The 22,726-nt window shown below is 72.6% G+C and carries 22 protein-coding genes and 1 tRNA gene; 11 read left to right on the top strand and 12 right to left on the bottom strand.

Annotated elements, in window-relative coordinates; genetic code table 11:
- Positions 1–8: 8 nt before the first annotated feature.
- The 4 genes from AWH51_RS07095 to AWH51_RS07080 form a co-directional block, all read right to left on the bottom strand.
- Positions 9–2,072 carry a prolyl oligopeptidase family serine peptidase gene (locus AWH51_RS07095; protein ID WP_063071398.1) on the bottom strand — a complete coding sequence of 688 codons (2,064 nt, stop codon included), beginning with the start codon at positions 2,070–2,072 and terminating at the stop codon, positions 9–11.
- Between the two features lie 62 nt (positions 2,073–2,134).
- Positions 2,135–2,632, bottom strand: a complete 498-nt coding sequence (locus tag AWH51_RS07090; protein WP_063071397.1) for an HNH endonuclease — start codon at positions 2,630–2,632, stop codon at positions 2,135–2,137.
- Between the two features lie 353 nt (positions 2,633–2,985).
- Positions 2,986–3,822 carry a C40 family peptidase gene (locus AWH51_RS16570; protein WP_270979820.1) on the bottom strand — a complete coding sequence of 279 codons (837 nt, stop codon included), beginning with the start codon at positions 3,820–3,822 and terminating at the stop codon, positions 2,986–2,988.
- A 404-nt stretch (positions 3,823–4,226) separates the two neighbouring features.
- The gene (locus tag AWH51_RS07080) at positions 4,227–4,925 is read right to left on the bottom strand and encodes a metal-dependent transcriptional regulator (RefSeq protein WP_063071395.1); all 699 of its coding nucleotides are present in this window, start codon (positions 4,923–4,925) and stop codon (positions 4,227–4,229) included.
- A 121-nt stretch (positions 4,926–5,046) separates the two neighbouring features.
- Between AWH51_RS07080 and serC the strand changes: the two genes are divergently transcribed.
- Positions 5,047–6,165 carry a phosphoserine transaminase gene (serC, locus tag AWH51_RS07075; protein ID WP_063071394.1) on the top strand — a complete coding sequence of 373 codons (1,119 nt, stop codon included), beginning with the start codon at positions 5,047–5,049 and terminating at the stop codon, positions 6,163–6,165.
- A gap of 73 nt (positions 6,166–6,238) precedes the next feature.
- On the opposite strand, the gene AWH51_RS07070 is transcribed toward serC, so the two are convergent.
- Both AWH51_RS07070 and AWH51_RS07065 read right to left on the bottom strand, forming a co-directional pair.
- Positions 6,239–6,904, bottom strand: coding sequence for a DUF3027 domain-containing protein (locus AWH51_RS07070; protein WP_063071393.1), 666 nt, complete (start codon positions 6,902–6,904; stop codon positions 6,239–6,241).
- Positions 6,897–7,280, bottom strand: coding sequence for a cold-shock protein (locus tag AWH51_RS07065; RefSeq protein ID WP_063071392.1), 384 nt, complete (start codon positions 7,278–7,280; stop codon positions 6,897–6,899). Before AWH51_RS07065 ends, AWH51_RS07070 begins: the two co-directional genes overlap by 8 nt.
- Before the next feature lie 213 nt (positions 7,281–7,493).
- Between AWH51_RS07065 and AWH51_RS07060 the strand changes: the two genes are divergently transcribed.
- The 6 genes from AWH51_RS07060 to AWH51_RS07035 all read left to right on the top strand — a co-directional run bounded on the left by AWH51_RS07060 (position 7,494) and on the right by AWH51_RS07035 (position 14,299).
- A complete protein-coding gene (locus AWH51_RS07060) occupies positions 7,494–7,763 on the top strand; it encodes a hypothetical protein (RefSeq protein ID WP_063071391.1) in 270 nt (89 codons plus the stop codon).
- A gap of 10 nt (positions 7,764–7,773) precedes the next feature.
- Positions 7,774–9,657 (top strand): helicase-associated domain-containing protein, encoded by a 1,884-nt coding sequence (locus AWH51_RS07055; protein WP_063071390.1) that lies wholly within the window; start codon positions 7,774–7,776, stop codon positions 9,655–9,657.
- Positions 9,658–9,677: 20 nt separating this feature from the next.
- Positions 9,678–11,318: a DNA repair helicase XPB gene (locus AWH51_RS07050; RefSeq protein WP_063071389.1), complete on the top strand. Its 1,641-nt coding sequence runs from the start codon at positions 9,678–9,680 to the stop codon at positions 11,316–11,318.
- Between the two features lie 77 nt (positions 11,319–11,395).
- Positions 11,396–12,088, top strand: coding sequence for a response regulator transcription factor (locus AWH51_RS07045; RefSeq protein ID WP_012039163.1), 693 nt, complete (start codon positions 11,396–11,398; stop codon positions 12,086–12,088).
- 108 nt (positions 12,089–12,196) lie between these two features.
- Complete coding sequence (locus AWH51_RS07040; RefSeq protein WP_254654503.1) at positions 12,197–13,963, top strand: sensor histidine kinase; 1,767 nt, start codon at positions 12,197–12,199, stop codon at positions 13,961–13,963.
- A gap of 45 nt (positions 13,964–14,008) precedes the next feature.
- Positions 14,009–14,299 carry a WXG100 family type VII secretion target gene (locus AWH51_RS07035; RefSeq protein WP_063071387.1) on the top strand — a complete coding sequence of 97 codons (291 nt, stop codon included), beginning with the start codon at positions 14,009–14,011 and terminating at the stop codon, positions 14,297–14,299.
- Between the two features lie 144 nt (positions 14,300–14,443).
- Here AWH51_RS07035 and groL read toward each other — a convergent pair whose 3' ends face one another.
- The 4 genes from groL to AWH51_RS07015 all read right to left on the bottom strand — a co-directional run bounded on the left by groL (position 14,444) and on the right by AWH51_RS07015 (position 17,631).
- The gene (gene groL / locus AWH51_RS07030) at positions 14,444–16,063 is read right to left on the bottom strand and encodes a chaperonin GroEL (protein ID WP_063071386.1); all 1,620 of its coding nucleotides are present in this window, start codon (positions 16,061–16,063) and stop codon (positions 14,444–14,446) included.
- A gap of 200 nt (positions 16,064–16,263) precedes the next feature.
- Positions 16,264–16,482 (bottom strand): cold-shock protein, encoded by a 219-nt coding sequence (locus AWH51_RS07025; protein WP_063071385.1) that lies wholly within the window; start codon positions 16,480–16,482, stop codon positions 16,264–16,266.
- Between the two features lie 211 nt (positions 16,483–16,693).
- Entirely contained in the window at positions 16,694–17,269 is a 576-nt protein-coding gene (locus AWH51_RS07020; protein WP_063071384.1) for a LytR C-terminal domain-containing protein, read from the bottom strand.
- A gap of 32 nt (positions 17,270–17,301) precedes the next feature.
- The gene (locus tag AWH51_RS07015) at positions 17,302–17,631 is read right to left on the bottom strand and encodes a DUF3263 domain-containing protein (protein WP_063071450.1); all 330 of its coding nucleotides are present in this window, start codon (positions 17,629–17,631) and stop codon (positions 17,302–17,304) included.
- A 222-nt stretch (positions 17,632–17,853) separates the two neighbouring features.
- Between AWH51_RS07015 and msrB the strand changes: the two genes are divergently transcribed.
- Both msrB and AWH51_RS07005 read left to right on the top strand, forming a co-directional pair.
- Positions 17,854–18,255: a peptide-methionine (R)-S-oxide reductase MsrB gene (msrB, locus tag AWH51_RS07010; RefSeq protein WP_063071383.1), complete on the top strand. Its 402-nt coding sequence runs from the start codon at positions 17,854–17,856 to the stop codon at positions 18,253–18,255.
- Positions 18,256–18,260: 5 nt separating this feature from the next.
- Positions 18,261–18,848: a nitroreductase family protein gene (locus tag AWH51_RS07005; RefSeq protein ID WP_063071449.1), complete on the top strand. Its 588-nt coding sequence runs from the start codon at positions 18,261–18,263 to the stop codon at positions 18,846–18,848.
- A 13-nt stretch (positions 18,849–18,861) separates the two neighbouring features.
- On the opposite strand, the gene AWH51_RS07000 is transcribed toward AWH51_RS07005, so the two are convergent.
- Both AWH51_RS07000 and AWH51_RS06995 read right to left on the bottom strand, forming a co-directional pair.
- A tRNA-Thr gene (locus AWH51_RS07000) sits at positions 18,862–18,934 on the bottom strand.
- A gap of 48 nt (positions 18,935–18,982) precedes the next feature.
- Positions 18,983–19,894: a DsbA family protein gene (locus AWH51_RS06995; RefSeq protein WP_063071382.1), complete on the bottom strand. Its 912-nt coding sequence runs from the start codon at positions 19,892–19,894 to the stop codon at positions 18,983–18,985.
- 312 nt (positions 19,895–20,206) lie between these two features.
- On the opposite strand from AWH51_RS06995, the gene AWH51_RS06990 reads away from it, so the two are divergent.
- Both AWH51_RS06990 and AWH51_RS06985 read left to right on the top strand, forming a co-directional pair.
- A complete protein-coding gene (locus AWH51_RS06990; protein WP_063071381.1) occupies positions 20,207–21,307 on the top strand; it encodes an ABC transporter ATP-binding protein in 1,101 nt (366 codons plus the stop codon).
- Between the two features lie 100 nt (positions 21,308–21,407).
- Positions 21,408–22,712, top strand: a complete 1,305-nt coding sequence (locus tag AWH51_RS06985; RefSeq protein ID WP_063071380.1) for a DUF4032 domain-containing protein — start codon at positions 21,408–21,410, stop codon at positions 22,710–22,712.
- Positions 22,713–22,726 lie beyond the last annotated feature (14 nt).

Here is a 22,726-nt window from a genome sequence, read left to right as displayed (position 1 = left end):
CGCGTCCGTCAGCGGCGTGCGCCGAGCCGCTCCCACAGGAAGGCGTGGATCAGCGACTGGAGCCGCGCGGTCGCCGGGTTGTCCGCGGACCCGCCGTGGCCGCCCGCGGTGTTCTCGAAGTACCAGGCGTCCTCGACCCCGGTCTCGTGCAGCAGCGCGACCATCTTCCGCGCCTGCACGGGGCCGACGCGATCGTCGCTCGTCGCCGCGTAGACGAGCGCAGGCGGGTACGCGACCCCCTCCCGGACGTTGTGATACGGCGAGAACGTGCGGATGAACTCCCAGTCCCCCGCCACGTCCGGGTCGCCGTACTCGGCGATCCACGACGCCCCCGCGGAGAGCCGCGTGTACCGCCGCATGTCGAGCAGCGGCACCCCGCAGACCACGGCGCCGAACAGCTCCGGGTAGGTGGTGAGCATGTTGCCGACGAGCAGCCCGCCGTTGCTCCTGCCCTCGCAGCCGAGGCGCGCGGGCACGGTGACGCCGCGGGTCACCAGGTCGCGCGCGACCGCCGCGAAGTCCTCGTAGGCGCGGTGGCGGTCCTGCCGGAGCGCGGCCCGGTGCCACGCCGGGCCGTATTCGCCGCCGCCCCGGATGTTGGCGAGCACGTAGACGCCGCCGCGCGCGAGCCAGCCGCGCCCCACGACGCCGCTGTACGACGGCAGCCGGCTGTTCTCGAAGCCGCCGTAGCCGGAGAGGAGCGTGGGCGCGGATCCGTCGAGCGGCAGGTCCCGCGGCCCCACCTGGAAGTACGGCACGCGCGTCCCGTCGTCGGACACCGCGAAGTGCTGCGCGACCTCGAGCCCGGACGCGTCGAAGGAGGCCGGCTGGTCCTTGACGGCACGCGGCGCGCCCTCGCCCACCACGCCGAGCAGGAGCGTGGGCGGGGTGAGGAAGCCCGTCACCGCGAGCCAGTACTCGTCGGTCTCGCGGTCGGTGGCCACGACGGAGACGGAGGCGAGCGGCGTGCCCACGGGCACGTCCTCCTCCCTCCAGCCGCCGGAGCCGTCGGCCGTCGGCGGAGTCAGCACGCGGATCCGGCTCGCCACGTCCTCCAGCAGGGTCAGCACGAGGTGCCCCGCGGTCCAGGCCCAGTCCTCGAGGCTCCGCGACGAGGTCGGCGCGAACAGCACGGCCGGCTCGCGGGATCCGGCGAGGAAGTCGTCGAGGTGCGCCGCCAGCAGCGAGCCCGCGGGGTGGACGACGCCGCCGATCTCCGTGTCGGTGCGCGGCCGGAGCACGAGCCACTCGCGGTGCAGGTCGACGTCCACGTCCTCGGGCACGTCGATCGGCACGGTCCCCGCGTCGGTGAGCAGCAGCGTGCGTGAGGTGAAGAAGTCGGGCACCTCGCGGATGACGTCCCGCTCGAAGCCCGGCGTGGGGTCGTGCGTCACGTGGACGAGCATGTCGCTCGCCGCGACCGCGTGGACCTCGGGGGCGTCGGCGAGCGCCTGGCCGCGGCTCCAGCGCCGGGCCGTCCGCGCGTAGGAGCTCTCGGTGAGGCTGCCCGGGCCGAAGTCGGTGCCGACGAAGACGGTGTCCCGGTCGATCCACGACACCATCGTCTTCGCGACCGGCACCGCGAAGCCGCCCTCGACGAAGCGGCCGGTGGCGAGGTCGAGCTCGCGGACCGCCACGGCGTCCCCGCCGTCGGGCGACAGCGACACGAGCGCGCGGTCGCGGTCGGGCGACAGGAGCTGCGCCCGGGAGAACTGCCACGGGATCCCCTCGGCTTCGCCCAGGGCGTCGAGGTCGAGCAGGACCTCCCACTCGGGCGACGGCGCCGCGTACTCGTCGAGCGTGGTGCGGCGCCAGAGGCCCTGCACGTGCTCGGCGTCGCGCCAGAGGTTGTAGAGGTGCTCGCCGTGGCGGGTCACGTACGGGATGCGCTCGTCGGACTCCAGCACCTCGAGCAGCTCGGCGGTGAGCCCGGCGCGCGACTCCTCGGGCGACCGGCCGAGCGTCCGGTCGTTCTCCGCCCGGACCCACGCGAGCGCGCGGTCTCCGTGGATCTCCTCCAGCCACAGGAACGGATCGTCGGGGGTCGCGGAGGCACGGACGTCGTCGGTCATCCCCTCAGCCTACGGACGCGCGTCCGCCGGATCCCGTCGGGCGCGTCGACCGCCGTCCCGCGTCAGGCCGCGGGCGCCAGGAACTCGTCCCAGCCGGGAGCCGGGCGCTCCATGCCGCTGACGACCCAGCCGCTCCCCTGCGGAGCCCGCGGCGACGTCCGCAGCGACCACCCCATCTCCTCGGGCGTCCGGTCGCTCTTGCGGTTGTTGCACGACAGGCAGCAGGCGACGAGGTTCTCCCAGGTGTCCTTCCCCCCGCGCGAACGGGGCAGGACGTGGTCGATGGTGGTCGCGTTCCGGGCGCAGTACGCGCAGCGGCCGCCGTCGCGCCGCAGGACCCCGCGGCGCGAGACGGGCACACGGCGCGCGTGCGGGATCCGCACGTACCGCGTCAGGAGGATGACCGACGGGCGGCCCCAGGCGCCGCCGCTCCCGAGGATTGGGTTCTCCTCGTCCTGGGCGAGCGTGGTGGCCTTGCCGCTCAGCACGAGCACCAGGGCCCGCTTGAACGACACGACGGCGAGCGGCTCGAAGCCCGCGTTGAGTACCAGTGTGCGCACGACATCCCTCTCAGACCGGCCTGGACGGCTTCCAGGAATCCGAATGAGGCGTCCCCGCCCCCGGGAACACGCGAAGGCACCGCCGAGTGCTCGGCGATGCCTTCAGGAGAGCGGGTGACCGCTCGGGTGGACCAGGTGGATGCCCACCCGGGGATGGTGCCGATGGCCGTGGCGCACGTGCGCATCCATGGTGCGGATGTCGCGTGCGGTGGTCATCGGGGCTCCCGGGCGGGTCGAGGGACGTCTCACCGCACAGGGTAGCCCAGCGACCCCCGTTTGTCCCGGGGAACGACGGAGGCCGGCGGCGCATCGGGTGGATGCGTGCCGCCGGCCTCCGGAGGTCGGTGCGCGGGTCAGCCGAGGAGGCGGACGTAGTGCACGTTGGAGCTCCAGACCGGGCGCTCCTTGACGTGGTCGCCGGGCTTGGGCGCGTCGATCATGATGCCGTTGCCGGTGTAGATGCCGTCGTGGCTGCCGTCGTTCCAGACCACGATGTCGCCGGCACGCGCCTCCGACTCGGGGACCGTGACGCCGGCGGCGCCCTGCGCGCGGACCGAGTGCGGCAGGTCGAGGCCGAACTGGGCGAAGACGTACTGGACGAGCCCGGAGCAGTCGAAGCCGGCGGGGGAGTTGCCACCCAGGACGTAGGGGGTGCCGAGGTACTGGCGCGCCACAGCGGCCACGCCCGTGGCCGAGGTGCCCGGGTAGATCGGGTTCTGCGCGAGCTGCGAGGCGGACGCCCCGGTGTAGTTCGTGACCGAGGACGCGAGCTGCGTGCGGCGCTGCTGGGCGAGCGCGGAGCGGGCGGCGTCGGCCTTCTGGGCGTTGAGCTCGGCGACGGAGGTGGCGGTGAAGCCCGCCTCGACCGGGGCAGACGACGCGTTGTCGGCGGTCACGACCTGCGCGTTGGCGGCCGTGTAGTCCTGGAGGGAGGTGCCCTTCACGTTCGCGGTGTGCTCGATCGAGGCGCCGGTGGCGTACGCCGGCAGCGCGAGGGCCCCGATGACGCCGGTGACCACGGTCATGACGAAGACGTTGGCGGTCTTCGTGCGGCGCGAGCGCGCGGCAGGCGCGGTGCTCACGCGCGGCGCGGGGGCCTGCAGCGTGCGCGCGGCCGAGTCGCGACGGGGACGGACCGCCTGGGCGGCCTCGGCGGCACGGAGCTCGCGGCGGGTGGGGAGGCGATCCATCCCGGGTGCGGGCGGTCGGGTCGGGTCGGACGGGTTCCCGACGGAACCGCTGATGTCACCATGGGCCAAGTTGTCAACCTCCTGCGTCTCGACGCCGGGCATGCTGGCGCCCCGTCCCTCCAAGGTCGTCGAGGGGTACACGTGCAGGGGACGGGTGTCGAGACGCCCTGCACCGGGCCCGGGACCTCTGTGGTGGTCGGTCGGGCCTGTTCGAGAGTAAGGGACCGGCCCCCGTTTGTCATCCTGAGGGACCATCTTTCTAACGAATCCATAACGGGAGACGTCATCCTCGCGAGGGATGCGGAACAGAACCCCCGGTGAGCACGGTGTGGCGCGAACGCGTGACCACTTCGGGGGTGGTGCTGTGGATCCGCCGACCGCGATCGCCCCGCGCGGGGCGCCGGTCAGCGCTCGATGAAGATGTGCCCGGCGACCTCGAGCGGCAGCTCCAGCCCCGACTCGGCGCCGTCGACGCGGACGAGCACGTAGGCGCCGTCGCGGGAGAACGACCCCGTGGCGCCGGGCAGCACGCCGGCCTGCTTGAGCTGCGACAGCAGCTCGGGGTCGAACTGCACGGGCTCGCCGAGGCGACGCACCACGCCCCGCGCCGGGGCGTCCGCGGTGACCCCGAGGGTCGCCTCCACGATGCTCACCACGCCGGCCATGAACGCGACGGCGGGGGAGTCGCCGAGCTCGTCGAGGCCCGGGATGGGGTTGCCGTAGGGGGACTCGGTCGGGTGCCCGAGGAGGTCGAGGATCTTCCGCTCCACCTGCTCGCTCATCACGTGCTCCCAGCGGCAGGCCTCGTCGTGGACGAATTCCCACTCCAGCCCGATGACGTCGCTGAGGAGGCGCTCGGCGAGGCGGTGCTTGCGCATCACGTGGACGGCCTTGCTGCGGCCCTCCGGCGTGAGCTCGAGGTGGCGGTCGCCGCTCACGACGACGAGCCCGTCGCGCTCCATGCGGGCGACGGTCTGCGAGACGGTGGGGCCGGAGTGCCCGAGGCGCTCGGAGATGCGCGCCCGCAGGGGCACGATGGCCTCCTCTTCGAGGTCGAGGATGGTGCGGAGGTACATCTCCGTCGTGTCCACGAGATCAGTCATCGGGGCCTCCCTTGCGCCAGCGACCAGCCTACTTCCCCGGGTGCGGGATGACCGGCGCGGGGGCTCGCACGCCTCCGGACGCACTCCGAGGCGCGCGGAGGGGGTCCCCTAGCATTGCCGCATGCCGACCACGACGATCCCCACCGAACTCCTGCCCCTCGACGGACGATTCGGCTGCGGCCCGTCCAAGGTCCGCCAGGCGCAGCTCGACCACCTCGCGCTCGCGGGCGCGCAGATCCTCGGCACCTCCCACCGGCAGGCGCCGGTGAAGGACATGGTCGGCCGCGTGCGCGCCGGCCTCTCCCGCCTCTTCCGCCTGCCCGACGGCTACGAGGTCGTGCTGGGCAACGGCGGATCCACCGCGTTCTGGGACGCCGCGGCGTTCTCCCTCATCGAGCGCCGCAGCCAGAACCTCGTCTTCGGCGAGTTCGGCGGCAAGTTCGCGAAGGCCGCCGCGGCGCCCTTCCTCGAGGCGCCCGACGTCATCACGGCGGAGCCCGGGAGCCGTGCGTCGGCGAACCCCGTCGAGGGCGTGGACGTCTACGCCTGGCCGCACAACGAGACCTCCACCGGCGTCATGGCGCCCGTCACCCGCGTGCACGGCGACGAGGGCGCCCTCACGGTCGTCGACGCCACGAGCGCGGCCGGCGGCATCGACTTCGACGCGGCCCAGGCCGACGTCTACTACTTCGCCCCGCAGAAGAACCTCGCGAGCGACGGCGGCGTCTGGCTCGCGCTGTTCTCCCCCGCCGCCCTCGAGCGCGTCGAGCGCATCGCGGCGTCCGGCCGGTGGATCCCCGAGTTCCTCAGCCTCAAGAACGCCGTCGACAACTCGCGCCTGGACCAGACGCTGAACACGCCGGCGCTCGCGACGCTGCTGATGCTCGAGGACCAGCTCGACTGGATCGACCGCGCCGGCGGCCTCGCCTGGGCCGACGCCCGCACGCGCGAGTCGTCGGCCGTCCTCTACGACTGGGCCGAGCGGGTCGACTACGCGCGGCCGTTCGTCACGGATCCCGCGCACCGCTCGCAGGTCGTGGTCACGATGGACTTCGACGACGCCATCGACGCGGCGGCCATCGCGAAGACCCTGCGCGCGAACGGCGTCGTCGACACGGAGCCCTACCGGAAGCTCGGACGCAACCAGCTGCGCGTCGCGACCTTCACGGCCATCGAGCCGGACGACGTGCGGGCGCTCGTGCGCTGCATCGAGTTCGTGGTGGAGCAGGGCGCTGGCTGATCCCGCACCTGCCGGAGACGACGACGGCGGCGGTCCCCTCGGGGGCCGCCGCCGTCGTCATGCGCGACGCGGGTCAGCGATCGGCGCCGTCGAAGCTCGTGTCGTCATCGTCGTCGTCATCGTCGGCTGCCGGGGCGCTCTCGAAGTCGACGCCGTCGAGCACGTCGTCCGCGTCCTCGGTGTCGTCGTCGGAGGCGTCGTCCGACTCGTCGTCGTCCTCATCGTCGTCTTCGTCGGATCCGGACTCGGCGGCGAGGCGCTCCGCCTCCTCGTCGGCCTCGATCCCGGCCAGGCGGTCGGACCACGGCAGCCACTCCGGCGACAGCAGCGCGCCCTCGCCGGGCATGAGCTCCGCCTCGAGCACAGTCGGCGCCGCGTCCTCGACGCGGGCCAGCGTCACGGTCCAGTACCAGCCGGGGTAGCCCGGCATCGTGTTCGCGAAGAGGAGGGAGAGCACGCGATCGCCCTCGACCGTGGATCCGGCAGGCTCGCCGACGGTGTCGGCCGGCGTGATCTCGAGCAGCGCGGCGCGCGCGAGGTCCACGGCGGCGAGCAGCTCGGCGTCGGCGACGGGCGGCGCGGCCGGCTCGTCAGCGACCGCGGCCCCGCGGTCATCACCGGCGTGCGCGACGGCGTCCCCGCCCACGTCCTCGGTCGCCTCCGGTGCCGTCGCGTCGGACACGACGCCCGACCCGGTCGTCGTCTCCTCGACGCTCTCGTCCTCCACGCGCTCAGGCATCGAGCTCCTCCGCGACCCGGCGCAGCAGCGCGGCGATCTTGCGGCTGTGGGCGTCGTCCGGGTACCGGCCGCGCTTGAGGTCGCTGCCGATCCCGTCGAGCACCTTCACGAGGTCCTCGACGATGACGGCCATGTCGTCGGCGGGCTTGCGGGACATGCGGACGAGCGAGGGCGGGGCGTCGAGGATCCGCGCGGACAGCGCCTGCGCGCCCCGCTTGCCGTCGGCGATGCCGAACTCGAGCCGGGTGCCGGCCTTCACGCCGGCGACGCCCGAGGGCAGGGCCGACGCGTGCAGGAATACCTCCTGGCCGTCGTCCGAGCTGATGAACCCGAACCCCTTGTCCTCGTCGTAGAACTTCACCTTGCCGGTGGGCATGCGATCCTCTTCCCTCGCCCCTGCCAGGGGCTCCGCGCCCCGGTCGGGGCTCGATGTGCTGGTGGGCGGTCCAGTCTATTCGCCCGGGCTCCGCGCGGTCCGGGCGGCGGACCCCGGCGGCGACGCGACCCGGCGGCGACGCGACCCGGCGGCGGCCGATCGGGCTCCGCACGGCGACGCGCCCGGGAGTCGCCCACGGCGTAGTCTGAGCGGATGGCATCCGAGACCGCACCGAGCGAGGGACGGGCCGAGCGCATCCTCGCGTACATGCTCGCCGGGATCCTGCTGGTGGCCGTGCTGAGCATCCTCGCGATCCTGCTGGCCCCGCTCATCGCCGTCGACGCGTCGCAGTACAGCACGCCCCTCTGGCAGGTGATCCTTCTGCTCCCGGCCGTCGGGATCCCGATCGCGGCGCTCCTCTTCATCGCCATCCTCATCATCAGCGTCCGTCGCCGCCGTCGCATGGACGGCACGTCCCGCTAGCGGGACGACCATGACCGACGCCCTCGTGCTCGCGTCCCGCCTGCGCGCGCTGGACGACGATGCGCTGGCCGACCTCGTCCGCGACCGCGGCGTCGATGCATCGCGCGTCGCCGACCTCTTCGACCTCGCCGACGCGCTCCTCGCCCCGGACGCCGTCGCCCGGGCCCTCGAGCAGCTCGACCGCACGTCCCTCGCCGTCCTCGCCGTGGCCTGCGCCGAGGGCGCGGCGTCGCGACGGGTGCCCCTGTCCGTCGTCCGCGACGCGATCGCGCGCCGGTCGGGCGAGGACCCCATCGATCCCGAGGACATCGCGGATGCCGCCCGTCGCGGAGCCGGGACGCTCCTCGCCGACGTCGACGAGGACGGGATCACGACGCATCCCGAGGTGCAGGCGGAGCTCGCGTCCTGGCCGGACGCGGGCCGCCCCGGCACGGACGAGCTCGCGCGTCTCGCCCCGCCCGCGCCGCTCGCCGCCGTCCCCCGCGTCGACCCGGACGAGGTCGACCGCCGCGCCGGCGAGAGCGCCTTCGCCTCGATCGTCGCCGTCGCCGCGCTCGTGGACGAGCTGTCGCGGGAGCCCGCCCGCGAGCTCAGCCGCGGCGGCATGTCGCTGCCGGATGCGCGGCGCCTGTCCGCTGCGCTCGCGGTCGACCTCGACGGCGTCCCCGTGCTCCTCGCCATCGCCGCCCGTGCCGGCCTCGCCGCCCGGGCAGGTCGCGCCTGGTCCGTGACGGACGCCGCGGCGGAGTGGTCCGCGCTCCCCACCGCCGCGCGCTGGCGAGCGCTCGCGTCCTCGTGGCTCGACGCGCTGGCCCCGACGACGCGCGAGATCCTCGCCGAGCGCGCCGACGCCGCGTGGGGCCCGGGCCTCATCGACGGCGTGCTCTGGCGCTTCCCGGGCGGATCGGCGTGGATCGCCGACCGCATCACCGCGTTCACGCGCGACGCGGGCCTCCTCGGGATCACGACCGGCGACGTCCCGAGTTCGGCGGGCCGCGCCCTCCTCACGACTGGCGCCGCCGCCGCGGCCGCCGAGCTCGCCGCGCACCTGCCCGCGGAGGTGGACCGCGTGTACCTGCAGCACGACCTCACGGTCGTCTCCCCCGGCCCGCTGGATCCGAGCGTCGAGTCGCGCCTCCTCGCCGTCGCCGACGTGGAGGGCCGCGGACTCGCCGCCAGCTACCGCATCTCAGCCGGATCCGTCGCCCGCGCCCTCGCCGCCGGCGACTCGGGCGATGGGATCCGCGCGTTCCTGGCCGGCATCTCGCTCACCGGCATCCCGCAGCCGCTCGACTACCTCCTCGACGAGGCCGTCGCCCGCTTCGGCCGGCTGCGCATCCGGCCCGCGGACCTCCCCGACGCCGCGGAAGCCCGCACGGCCGTGGTCTCCGACGACGCCGCGCTCCTCGCCACCCTCCTCGTCGACCGCGACCTCGCCTCCCTGCGCCTCGTCCGCGTCGACGACGTGACGCTCGCCTCCCCGGCGACGCCCGACGCCGTCGAGCGGACCCTCGTCGCCGCCCGCCTCGGCCCGGTCCGCGAGGGCCCCGACGGCCGGCCGATCGCGCCCGACGCGCGCGCGACGCCGGCGCGGCCGATCGCGACGGATCCCTCGCCCGACGCCGCCGACGCCCTCGTGGCCCGCGTCCGCGCCGCCGACGGACCCGATGACGGCACCGCCTGGACGGCACGCCAGCTCGAGGTCGCGATCCGCGCCAAGGCCGCCCTCTCGGTGCGGGTCCGCCTGCCCGACGGCCGCGAGGTCGACCACGTCCTCGAGCCCGCGAGCATCGCCGGCGGCCGCCTGCGCGCCCGCGACCGCGTCGCCGACGTCGAGCGGACCCTGCCGCTGTCGAGCATCGTCTCCCTCTCCCCCGGGCCGATCCCGTCGTGAGCGCGCCTAAGCTGGCGGGCGTGTCCGACGGCCCCCTGATCGTCCAGAGCGACCGCACCGTCCTCCTCGAGGTCGCCCACGCGGACGCCGAGGACGCGCGCCACGACCTCGCCGTCTTCGCCGAGCTCGAGCGCGCGCCGGAGCACATCCACACGTACCGGATCACCCGGCTCGGCCTGTGGAACGCCCGCGCCGCCGGCCACACCGCCGCGGACATGCTCGCCACCCTCGAGCGCTACTCGCGCTTCCCCATCCCGCAGTCCGTCACGGTCGACGTCACCGACACGGTGGGGCGCTACGGCCGCCTCGTCATCGGACGCGACGCGGACGGCGGCCTGCAGGTGTCCAGCACCGAGAGCGCGGTGCTGTCCGAGATCGCGAGCGCCCGCCGCATCGCGCCGCTGCTCACCGAGCGGATCGACGCCACGACCTACCGCGTGCAGGACTGGGCCCGCGGTCAGCTCAAGCAGGAGCTCGTGAAGATCGGGTGGCCCGCGGAGGACCAGGCGGGCTACACGCCCGGCACCCCGCACGACATGGCCCTCGTCGAGGACGGCTGGACCCTGCGCGCGTACCAGACGGACGCGGTCGACCACTTCCTCGACGGCGGATCCGGCGTGGTCGTCCTCCCCTGCGGCGCCGGCAAGACGCTGGTCGGCGCGGCCGCGATGGCGCGGGCCAAGACGACGACCCTCATCCTCGTCACGAACACGGTGTCCGCCCGGCAGTGGCGCACGGAGCTCCTCAAGCGCACCACGCTCACCGAGGACGAGATCGGCGAGTACTCGGGCCAGTCGCGCGAGGTCAAGCCGGTCACCATCGCGACGTACCAGATCCTCACCGCCAAGCGGAAGGGCGAGTACGCCCACCTGGCCCTCCTCGACGCGCTCGACTGGGGACTCGTCGTGTACGACGAGGTGCACCTGCTCCCCGCGCCCGTCTTCAAGCTCACCGCCGACCTGCAGGCCCGCCGCCGCCTCGGCCTCACGGCCACGCTCGTGCGGGAGGACGGCCGCGAGGGCGACGTGTTCAGCCTCATCGGCCCGAAGCGGTTCGACGCGCCCTGGAAGGAGATCGAGGCCCAGGGCTTCATCTCCCCCGCGGAGTGCTTCGAGGTGCGCATCGACCTGCCCGACGACGCGCGGCTCGTCTACGCCGCGGCCGCGGACGACGAGCGCTACCGGCTCGCCGCCACCGCGCCGGCGAAGCTCGAGGTCACGCGCGCGCTGGTCGAGCGCCACCGCGGCGAGAGCATCCTCGTGATCGGGCAGTACCTCGACCAGATCGACGAGCTCTCCGAGGCGCTCGGCGCCCCGAAGCTCACGGGCGCCACCCCCGTCGCCGAGCGGGAGCGGCTCTACCAGGCGTTCCGCGACGGCACGGAGAAGGTCCTCGTGGTGAGCAAGGTCGCGAACTTCTCGGTCGACCTGCCGGATGCGACGGTCGCGATCCAGGTGTCCGGCTCGTTCGGTTCGCGGCAGGAGGAGGCGCAGCGCCTCGGCCGCCTGCTCCGCCCCGAGGCGTCCGGACTGTCCGCCAGCTTCTACACGCTCGTCTCCCGGGACACGGTCGACCAGGACTTCGCGCAGAACCGCCAGCGCTTCCTCGCCGAGCAGGGGTACGGCTACACGATCCTCGACGCCGCGGGCATCGCCGCCTGACCGCTGCGACGGGCAGGTGCCACAGCCTGTTCCTCGCATCCAGGCAGCTCCCAGCGAGCGCGCAGATACTTCATCCCATGAGCGATGGCCCGAAGATCCTTATCGTCGATGACGAGCCCAACATCCGCGACCTGCTGACCACGAGCCTCCGGTTCGCCGGGTTCGCGGTCCGCGCCGTCGGCAACGGCGCCCAGGCCATCTCGGCCGTCCTCGAGGAGGAGCCCGACCTGATCATCCTCGACGTCATGCTGCCGGACATGAACGGCTTCGGCGTCACCAAGCGCCTCCGTGCAGCCGGCTACACCGCGCCGATCCTCTTCCTCACGGCGAAGGACGACACCGAGGACAAGATCACGGGCCTCACGGTCGGCGGCGACGACTACGTCACCAAGCCGTTCAGCCTCGACGAGATCGTGGCCCGCATCAAGGCCATCCTCCGTCGCACCATGCACGCCGACGAGGACGCGATCATCCGCGCGGGCGAGCTCACGATGGACCAGGACACGCACGAGGTCCTCGTGGGCGAGGAGCCCATCGAGCTGAGCCCCACCGAGTTCAAGCTCCTCCGCTACCTCATGCTCAACCCCAACCGCGTGCTCTCGAAGGCGCAGATCCTCGACCACGTGTGGGAGTACGACTTCAACGGCGACGCCGGCATCGTGGAGTCCTACATCTCCTACCTGCGGCGCAAGCTCGACCAGCACTCCTCGGAGCCGGTCATCCAGACCAAGCGCGGCTTCGGCTACATGCTGAAGGCCGCCAAGTCCTGATCCACCCGACCCCCGCCGGGTCGCGCACCTCCTGATCGGCCGGACGCCCGCTGGGCGCCCGGCCGATCCCACATCCGGCGTCGCCTATCCTCATGGGACACGGTCACCATGACGGAACACGAGGTGCGGCCAGTGCACGACTACATCTCGGAGAAGTGGAACAACGTCTCCCTGCGCACCAAGATCACGGGCGTCACGGTGCTCCTGCTCCTGCTCGGCCTCCTCGTCTCCGGCGCCGGCACCATGTACCTGCTCCGGCAGCAGATGGTGATCCAGCTCGACGCGCAGCTCCGCATCGCCGCGACGCAGCTCCCGAAGATCCTCGGCACCGACCAGGCCACGCCCGAGACCTTCACCCAGGACGACGTGGAGACGGCCGACTCCACCTACTTCGTCCTCCTGCTCGACGCCCAGGGCGACGTCATCGCCGACAACTGGTCCGGCGGCTCCGCCTCCCACCCCCGCGTCTTCGACCTGGACCTCGCGCGGGCGTCCGAGCGCAACGAGCAGATCGTCCAGTTCTCCGACAACGCCGGGAAGGGGACCTGGCACGGGATCGTGCGGGTGTCGCAGAACGCCGGCCCGAACACCACCGCCTACTCGACGCTCGTCGTGGCCAAGCCGCTCAGCGAGGTCGACGACCTCGTCGCCACCTACATCGTCATCTTCGCCAGCTTCGGGCTCGCCGTCGTCGTGCTGGGCGCGGCGGTCACCCGCATGCTCGTGACGAGCACGTTCGGTCCTCTCCGCCAGGTGGAGCGCACCGCCGCCGCCATCGCCGAGGGCGACTTCGGCCAGCGCCTCGGCGGCGCCACCCCGAACACCGAGGTGGGGCGCCTCAACCGCTCCCTCAACACCATGCTCAGCCGCATCGACCGCGCGTTCGCCGACCGCGCGAAGACCATCGACCAGATGCGGCGCTTCGTGGGCGACGCGAGCCACGAGCTGCGCACCCCGCTGGTGTCCGTCCGCGGCTACGCGGAGCTGTACCGCATGGGCGCGCTGCAGACGCCCGAGGACGTGTCGCAGGCCATGGAGCGCATCGAGAAGGAGGCGATCCGCATGGGCGGGCTCGTCGAGGACCTCCTCGAGCTCGCGCGCCTCGACGAGACGAAGCCGCTGCAGCTCGCACCCGTCGACCTCTACCCCATCGCCCGCGACGCCGCGCTCGACGCCATGGCCTCCTCGCAGACGCGCACGGTGACGGCGCTCCCGCCCGTGCTGGTCAACCCGATCGGGCTGATCCTCGACGCGGACGGCCTCGAGCCCACGCAGGAGATGCCGCCGGACGCCCTCCGCGGCACCGCGACCGGGAACGACGCCACCGGGCCGATCGCCTTCGCCGGCGCCACGCTGTCGCGGCTGCGGGCGCGACGCACCCGGCGCCCCGGCGAGACGGCGACCGGAGCGCTCGCGGCCATCTCCCCCGACGCCGGCGGCGCTCGTGCCGCCGAGGGCGTCGCCATGGTCTCGGCCGAGGAGAACAAGATCCGCCAGGTCGTCACGAACCTCATCGGCAACGCCGTCCGGTTCACGCCCGACGGCAGCCCGATCGAGCTCGCGACCGTCGTGGACGAGCGCGCGCGCGAGGCGCGGATCGAGGTGCGCGACCACGGCGACGGTGTCCCGCCCCAGATCCGGGAGAAGATCTTCCAGCGGTTCTGGCGCGCGGACACGTCGCGCACCCGGGAGACCGGTGGCAGCGGCCTGGGCCTCGCGATCGTCTCGGCCATCGTCGCGGCGCACCGCGGCCGGGTCGACGTCGTGGAGACCGAGGGGGGCGGCGCGACGTTCCGGGTCATCCTCCCGCTCCTCCCCAGCTCCGAGGCCCCGTCCTCGTCCACCGGCACGACGCCGCCCGGCCCCGCCTCCTGACCCGCCCCTAGCCTCCGGTCGTCCGTCGACCAGGAGGAGGAGCACATGACGAGGTACCAGGTGGACAGCGAGGCCGTGCTCAGCGCGACCGCGGCGGTCCAGGGAAGCATCGGCCGCATCCAGGCGGAGGTGTCCGGCCTGCATGGGCAGCTGGCGGATCTGCAGGGCTCGTGGTCCGGCAGCGCCGCCACCGCGTTCCAGGGTGTCGTGGCGGAGTGGAAGGGCACGCAGCAGCGGGTGGAGGAGGCTCTCGCGAGCATCAACCAGGCACTGAGCTCGGCGGCCCGCCAGTACGCCGAGGTCGAGGAGGGGAACGCGCGCATGTTCGCGCACTAGGGCTCCTGCACCACCCGGGCCGGCCTCGCGCCCTGCCGGGAGCGCATGAGCGCACGACGAAGCGGGCGGCCCCGGAGGGACCGCCCGCTTCGTCGTGCTGAGGGTGATGCGGGGCGGGAGCGTCGCCGCTCCCGCCCGTTCGGACTAGAAGTCCATGCCACCCGAGGGGTCGCCGGCCGGGGCCGGGTTCTTCTCGGGCTTGTCGGCGACGACGGCCTCGGTCGTGAGGAACAGGCCGGCGATGGACGCCGCGTTCAGCAGGGCCGAGCGCGTGACCTTCACCGGGTCGTTGATGCCCGCGGCGAGCATGTCGACGTACTCACCCGTGGCGGCGTTGAGGCCGTGACCCGAGGGGAGGTTGCGGACGCGCTCGGCGACGACGCCGGGCTCGAGGCCCGCGTTGATCGCGATCTGCTTGAGCGGAGCGTCGACCGCGACGCGGACGATGTTCGCGCCGGTCGCCTCGTCGCCCTCGAGCTGGAGCTTCTCGAACGCGAGCTTGCCGGCCTGGATGAGGGCGACGCCACCACCGGCGACGATGCCCTCCTCGACGGCGGCCTTCGCGTTGCGGACGGCGTCCTCGATGCGGTGCTTGCGCTCCTTGAGCTCGACCTCGGTCGCCGCGCCGGCCTTGATGACCGCCACGCCGCCGGCGAGCTTCGCGAGGCGCTCCTGGAGCTTCTCGCGGTCGTAGTCGCTGTCGGTGTTGGTGATCTCGTTGCGGATCTGCTGCACGCGCGCCGAGATCTCGGTGGCGTCGCCGCCGCCGTCGACGATCGTGGTCTCGTCCTTGGTGATGACGACCTTGCGGGCCGTGCCGAGCAGGTCGAGGGTGACGTTCTCGAGCTTGAGGCCGACCTCCTCGGCGATGACCTGGCCGCCGGTGAGGATCGCGATGTCCTGCAGCTGCGCCTTGCGACGGTCGCCGAAGCCGGGGGCCTTGACGGCGACCGACTTGAAGATGCCGCGGATCTTGTTCACGACGAGCGTGGCCAGGGCCTCGCCGTCCACGTCCTCCGCGATGATGAGGAGCTGCTTGCCGGACTGGATGACCTTGTCGACGATCGGCAGCAGGTCCTTGATGTTCGAGATCTTCGAGTTGACGATCAGGATGTACGCGTCCTCGAACACGGCCTCCTGGCGCTCGGGGTCGGTGACGAAGTACTGCGACAGGTAGCCCTTGTCGAAGCGCATGCCCTCGGTGAGCTCGAGCTCGGTGCCGAAGGTGTTCGACTCCTCGACGGTGACGACGCCCTCCTTGCCGACCTTGTCGATCGCCTCGGCGATGATCGCGCCGATGGTGGAGTCGCCGGCGGAGATGGACGCGGTGGCGGCGATCTCCTCCTTGGTCTCGATCTCCTTCGCGGCGGCCTTGAGCTCCTCCGTGACGGCGGCGACGGCCTTCTCGATGCCGCGCTTGAGGCTGATGGGGTCGGCACCCGCGGCGACGTTGCGGAGGCCCTCGCGGACCAGGGCCTGCGCGAGGACGGTCGCGGTGGTGGTGCCGTCACCGGCGACGTCGTCGGTCTTCTTGGCGACCTCCTTGACGAGCTCAGCGCCGATCTTCTCGAACGGGTCGTCGAGCTCGATCTCCTTGGCGATGGAGACGCCGTCGTTCGTGATGGTGGGGGCGCCCCACTTCTTCTCGAGGACGACGTTGCGGCCACGCGGGCCGAGGGTCACGCGGACCGCGTCGGCCAGGATGTTGAGGCCGCGCTCGAGGCCGCGGCGGGCTTCTTCGTCAAAAGCGATGATCTTAGCCATGTGTATCTCTCGTCCCTCCCGGACGTCAGGAAAAAGGCAGTCGTCTAGCACTCCCCGTGAGGGAGTGCCAGGGACGATTCTGGCACTCGCCCTACGGGAGTGCAAGCGAGCCGCTCACAGGCGGCGGCCTGGGGGAGGACACGTGGCGGACATGCGCGACGCCGCCGTCCCGGGGACGGCGGCGTCGTGGGAGCGCGGAGTCAGCCCAGCGTGACCTTCTCGGCCTGCAGGCCCTTGGACCCCTGGCCGATCTCGAAGACGACCCGCTGCCCCTCCTCGAGGACCTTGTATCCCGACATCTCTATGGCCGAGTAGTGGACGAAGACGTCCTGCTGGGCGGCGCCGCCCTCTACCGGGTCCACGGTGATGAATCCGAACCCCTTCTCCCCGTTGAACCACTTCACGGTTCCGTTGGCCATGTGCTTCTCCCAGTGCGACTGCGCGATGGCGGGGGCGCGGTACCGCCACCCCCGGGTCGATCGCGGAGCCCTGCATCGGCCCCGCGACACGCCCTCGGGACGGCGGCGTGCAGAGCCGGGACGCGAGGGGCATGCGACCAGGCAGCACGATAGCCAGGCTGGCGCATCCGGTGCCCGGTTTCCCCACGGGCCCGACGGGGCCCGCCGTCGTCTAGCCGCGGGCCGCGTAGTCCGCGCCGAGGACAGCCGTGAGGCGCGCCGCCTGGGCGGCCGCCGTGCCCTGCGCGGGGCGGAACTGCTCGGACTGCTGCACGTCGCCCACCCCGAGCTGCGCCACGAGCCCGCGGGCCGCGCCCTCGTCCGCTGCGTCGTAGTAGTAGACGGTGGTCGTCGTGATGTCGGACGAGCTCGCGTTCACCCGGGAGCCGATCTTCCAGCCGGCCGTCTGGAGCGCTGTGGCGGCCTTGGCCGAGAGGCCCGACGTGCGGGTGCCGTTGAGCACGGTCACGACCATCCCTGGGACCGTGGTGGGCGCCACGGTCGGCGTCTCGGTGGGAGCCGCCGCCTCCTCGGAGGCGCTGTCGTTCGGGATGATGTCCGTGAAGGACACCCGGTCGTCGATCACGAACAGCCCGACCACCCCGAGCCCGACGAGGAGGCCCGTGGCGAGCGCCGCCCAGGCGAACGCCCGGAACCGGTGATGGCGAGGGCGCGGGGCGCGGTGCGCGCCGACGCGGCTGAGGTCGCCGGGTACGTCGTCGAACCGGTCGGGAGCGTGGGAGGGCATGGCGGTCTCGAGTCTCCTCGGTAGGGCGCGGGTCAGCGCGCGTTCGGGCGGTGCGGGAGACCGGCGGGGAGCGCTCGCGCGGCGCGGGCCGCGGCGCGCGTCTCACGCAGTCGGAGGAGCCGGCCGACGAGGAGCGGGTCGTAGGCGAGCGCCGGACGCGTCTCGATGAGGGCGCCCAGCAGCTGGTAGTAGCGGGTGGCCGACAGGCCGAAGGCCTGGCGGATGGCCTCCTCCTTGGCCCCGGCGTGCCGGGTCCAGTCGCGTTCGAAGTCGAGGACGGCGCGCGAGCGCTCGTCGAGCTCGACGACGCCCGCGTCCTGGGGAGAGGGGGCGGTGGCGGAGCGGGCTTCGCGGTGGTCCACGGCGTGCTCCTTCCCCGACATCCCCCACATACTAGGGGCGGGATCCTGGGCGCCTCGCGAACGCGCGCGGGGTGTCCCGTCGGGCGGGCGACGGCCGGATCCGCCCACGCCGGGCGGCGAAGCGTCCTCGCCCGAGGAATCCTCGGGGCACCGCGTCGGTTGACCCAGGAGGCGCGCTGGGACGCCGCCCCTAGGATCGACCAGCGAGAAAGGACCCGCACCATGGCCTACGAGATCGAGAAGACCGACGAGCAGTGGCGTCAGGAGCTCTCCCCCGAGGAGTACGCGGTGCTGCGACAGCAGGCCACCGAGCGCCCCTGGACGGGCGAGCTGCTGGACGAGGACCGCACCGGCGTCTACGGCTGCAAGGCCTGCGGTGCCGAGCTCTTCACGAGCGACACGAAGTTCGACTCCCACTGCGGGTGGCCGAGCTTCTACGCGCCGAAGGAGAGCGACGCGGTCAAGCTGTACACCGACACCAGCCTCGGCATGAAGCGCGTCGAGGTCGTCTGCGCACGGTGCGGATCGCACCTCGGGCACGTCTTCGACGACGCCCCGCAGACCCCCACGGGCGACCGGTTCTGCATGAACTCGGTCTCCATGTCGTTCCGCACGGCGGAGTGACCCCGATGCCGCGGCACCGGGCGGGCGGCGACGCCGACCCGACCGGGCCCGGCACCCCCGTGCTCGACGCGCTGCGCGGGCGGCGCTCCCGCTCCTCCGTGGGTGCGGCCTCGCCCTCGCACGAGGACCTCGTCCCGCTCGTCGAGGCCGCCTGCCGGCTGGCCGACCACGGAGGCCTGCGCCCCTGGCGCGTCATCGAGATCCGCGGGACCGCGCGCGACCGCCTCGGCGCGGCGATGGACGAGGCGGCAGGTGACGCCGGATCCGGCAAGCACGGCAAGAAGGTCCATCGCGCGAGCCTGCTCGTCGCCGTGGTCGTCCGCCGCACGCCCAGCCGCAAGGTCCCGGAGTGGGAGCAGGAGGCCGTCGCCGCCGGCGTGGCCCACGCGCTCACGCTGCTGCTCGAGGAGCAGGGCTGGGGCGTCTTCTGGCGCACCGGGGGTCTCACGCGCAGCGACCCGGTCCGCCGCATGCACGGGCTGTCCGACGGGGAGGACCTGCTCGGGTGGCTGTACGTCGGCGACGCCGAACCCGACGGCAAGGGCCCGCGCATCGTCGTCCCCGGCGAGCGGATGATCACGGTCCTCGACTGAGGCGACCGTCTCGAGCCGGCCACGGGACTCGAACCCGTAACCGCCGCATTACAAGTGCGGTGCGCTACCAATTGCGCCAGGCCGGCCGACCGCCCTCGCGGGCCGTCGATCCATCATAGGAGCCGGTGCGCCGCCTACGGCGCGGTGGCGGGGGTCGCCTCGGGGGCGGGCGTCGGCGTGGAGGTCGGGTCCTGCCCAGCGGCCTGCAGCACGAACGCCGCGAACGCCTTGGCGTCGTCCGGCTGACCCGTGTACTGCCGCTCGCCGACGACGATGACGGGAGCGCCGACGACCTTCGCGACGTTGGAGTCGGGGATGTCGCCGTTGAGGACGCGATCGGTGGCGGCGTTGACCCAGGACTGGAAGCGCTGGTCCGCGATGCACTTCGCCACGTCGGGCGACGAGGCGCCAGCCTGCCCCGCGAGCTCCGTGATGCGCTCGTCGCTGAGCCCCGTGCTCTGCTCCGCCGGCTGCTCCGCGAACAGGGACGCGTTGAACGCCCAGAAGTCGTCGGGCGAGGTGTCGGCGACGCAGGCGGCGGCGTTGGCAGCGCGCTGCGAGTACCCCTGCGACTTGCTCGTGAGTATGGCGACGGGGTGCACCTCGACGGTGGCGGCGCCGGACTGCAGCCACCCCTCCATCTGCGCCCCGTTCGTGTCCTGGAACTCCTTGCACGCCGTGCAGAGGTAGTCGACGTACACGCGGATGTGGGCGACGCCGGCGGCCTCGGACTGGGTGGGGACCGGGACCTGCTGCGGCTCGAGCGCCCGGGTGGGGACGGCTGCCAGGTCCTTGCCGATGAGGATGCCGTCGCTCGCCATGTTCTGGGGGCCGGGTCCGGCGGGGCGGGCGCCCTGGACGACGATGAGGCCGACCACGACCACGACGGCGACGAGGGCCACCGCGATGCCGCCGCGCACGAGGCCGCGCGTCGCGACGTCGCGACGTCGCTGCTTCATGCGGTTGAGCCGGGCCTTCTCGCGCGCCGCCTCGCGGCGTCGACGATGGCCGCCGTGCGGTTCGTGCGCGGGCGGCGTGCTGCTCATGGATCCTCGCTCAGGGGATGGATGTCGGGTGCGGGCGGGCTCCCGCACGACCTCAGGACTCTAGGCGGGCAGCCTGGGAAAGCGATGACGCGGCCGCGCGAGGAGGTCGTCCATCCGACGATACAGGCTCGGCGGCGGAGGTCCCCAGGTGGGGAATAGCCGCCGATCCGCATCATGGTGCGCTTCCCGCTCCATGGCCCTCGTGCAATACTCATCGGGTGGTCGTCGTCGCCCACAGCGATGAGCCATGAGCATCACATCCATCACCACGGATCGTCGGGCACGTACCTGCCCGTGAAGGAGAACACCGAAATGGCATCAGTAACTTTCGACAAGGCCACGCGCCTGTACCCGGGCTCCACCCGCCCGGCCGTCGACCAGATCGACCTGGAGGTCGCCGACGGCGAGTTCCTCGTCCTCGTCGGCCCGTCCGGCTGCGGCAAGTCGACCACCCTCCGCATGCTCGCGGGCCTCGAGGAGGTCAACGACGGCAACATCTTCATCGGCGACCGCAACGTCACGGACGTGCCGCCGAAGGACCGCGACATCGCGATGGTGTTCCAGAACTACGCGCTGTACCCCCACATGACCGTCGCCGAGAACATGGGCTTCGCGCTCAAGATCGCCGGCGTCGGCAAGGACGAGCGGGCCACCCGCGTCCTCGAGGCCGCCAAGCTCCTCGACCTCGAGCCCTACCTCAGCCGGAAGCCCAAGGCCCTCTCCGGCGGCCAGCGCCAGCGCGTCGCCATGGGCCGCGCCATCGTGCGCCAGCCGCAGGTGTTCCTCATGGACGAGCCGCTGTCAAACCTCGACGCCAAGCTCCGCGTCCAGACCCGCACGCAGATCGCGTCGCTCCAGCGCCGCCTCGGCGTCACCACGGTCTACGTCACCCACGACCAGACCGAGGCGCTCACCATGGGCGACCGCATCGCGGTCCTCAAGGACGGCGTCCTGCAGCAGGTCGGCACCCCGCGCGACCTCTACGAGAAGCCGCAGAACGTCTTCGTGGCCGGCTTCATCGGCTCGCCCGCGATGAACCTCTTCACCGCGAACGTCGTCGACGGCGGCGTGCAGTTCGGCTCCGCCGTGGTGCCCGTCGAGCGCGACGTGCTCACGAACGCGAGCGGAAACGCCGTGACCATCGGCGTGCGTCCCGAGGACGTCGTCGTCTCCACGACGCAGGGCCAGGGCCTCTCGGTCACGGTCGACCTCGTCGAGGAGCTCGGCGCGGACGGCTACCTCTACGGCCACACCGACATCGAGGGCAAGCGCACCGACCTCGTCGCGCGCGTCGACGGCCGCCTGCACCCGAACGCCGGCGACACCGTCTTCATCACGCCGCAGCCGGGCCACCTCCACGCCTTCGACGCCGAGAGCGGCCTCCGCCTCAACGCGCCGGTCGCCGCGGGCTGATCCGCTCCGTCACCGCACGTCCGCTGCCGCGGTCCCCTCGCTCCCCCGGGAGCACCGGGGCCGCGGCAGCGGCGTTTCCGGGGTCGGGTAGGGTCGCACCATGGCCGGATCCCTCAACATCACCGCGGCGACGGTCGACCCCGCGCTCCTCGACCTGCCGTGGCAGCTGCCGCTCGACGAGTGGCCCTCCTCGGCCATCGCGACCCTGCCGAAGGGCATCTCGCGGCACCTCGTGCGGTTCGCGAACCTGTCCGGCTACGTGATCGCCATCAAGGAGACGACGGACGAGATGGCGCGCGGGGAGTACGACATGCTGCGGACGCTCCAGCGCCTCGAGATCCCGTGCGTGGAGCCGGTCGCGGTCATCACGAACCGCACGGACGAGGACGGCGACCCGCTCAAGTCGGTGCTCGTCACGCGCCACCTCAAGTTCTCGCTGCCCTACCGGGCGCTCTTCTCCCAGCAGCTCCGGCCCGACACGGCGACGCGTCTCGTCGACGCCCTCGCCGTGCTCCTGGTGCGCCTGCACATGATCGGCTTCTTCTGGGGCGACGTCTCGCTCTCGAACACCCTCTTCCGGCGCGACGCCGGCGCGTTCGCGGCCTACCTCGTGGATGCCGAGACCGGCAAGCTCTTCAACGGCGGCCTCTCCAACGGGCAGCGCGAGAACGACCTCGAGATCGCGCGGGTCAACATCGCCGGCGAGCTCATGGACCTCGAGGCCGGGGGCCGCATCGAGGAGGGGCTCGACCCGCTCGAGACGAGCACGCGCATCGTGGCGCAGTACCGGATGCTCTGGAAGGAGCTCACGGGACGCGAGGAGTTCCCCACCTCGGAGCGGTGGCGCATCAACGAGCGCGTCGACCGGCTCAACGACCTGGGCTTCGACATCGAGGAGCTCGCCATCCGCACCACCGCGGAGGGCTCGCAGGTGCGGATCCAGCCCAAGGTCGTCGACGCCGGGCACCACCAGCGGCGGCTGCTGCGCCTCACGGGCGTGGACGCGCAGGAGAACCAGGCCAGGCGCCTGCTCAACGACCTCGACTCCTACACCGCGGCGGCCGACAAGCAGGACCACGACGAGGAGATGGTGGCCCACGAGTGGCTCGCCCGCGTCTTCGAGCCCGTCGTGCGCGCGATCCCCCGCGACCTCCGCGGCAAGCTCGAGCCCGCCGAGGTGTTCCACCAGCTGCTGGAGCACCGCTGGTACATGTCGCAGAAGATGAACCGGGACATCCCGCTGGCGGAGGCCGTCACGGCCTACGTGCAGGACATCCTCCGCCACCGCCGCGACGAGGCGACCGTCATCGATCCGCCCACCGAGTCGATCGGCGTGATCGAGGACGAGTCGGACGTGCCGATCACCGAGGCAGAGGCCGCCGAGGACTGGCGCGCGAAGGTCTGATCGCCGCTGGCCGA

It is taken from the genome of Clavibacter tessellarius, from assembly GCF_001618005.1.
GTDB classification, from domain to species: Bacteria; Actinomycetota; Actinomycetes; order Actinomycetales; family Microbacteriaceae; genus Clavibacter; species Clavibacter tessellarius_A.
Note: the sequence above shows the minus strand (reverse complement) of the source record. Positions and strands in the feature narration are given on the sequence as shown.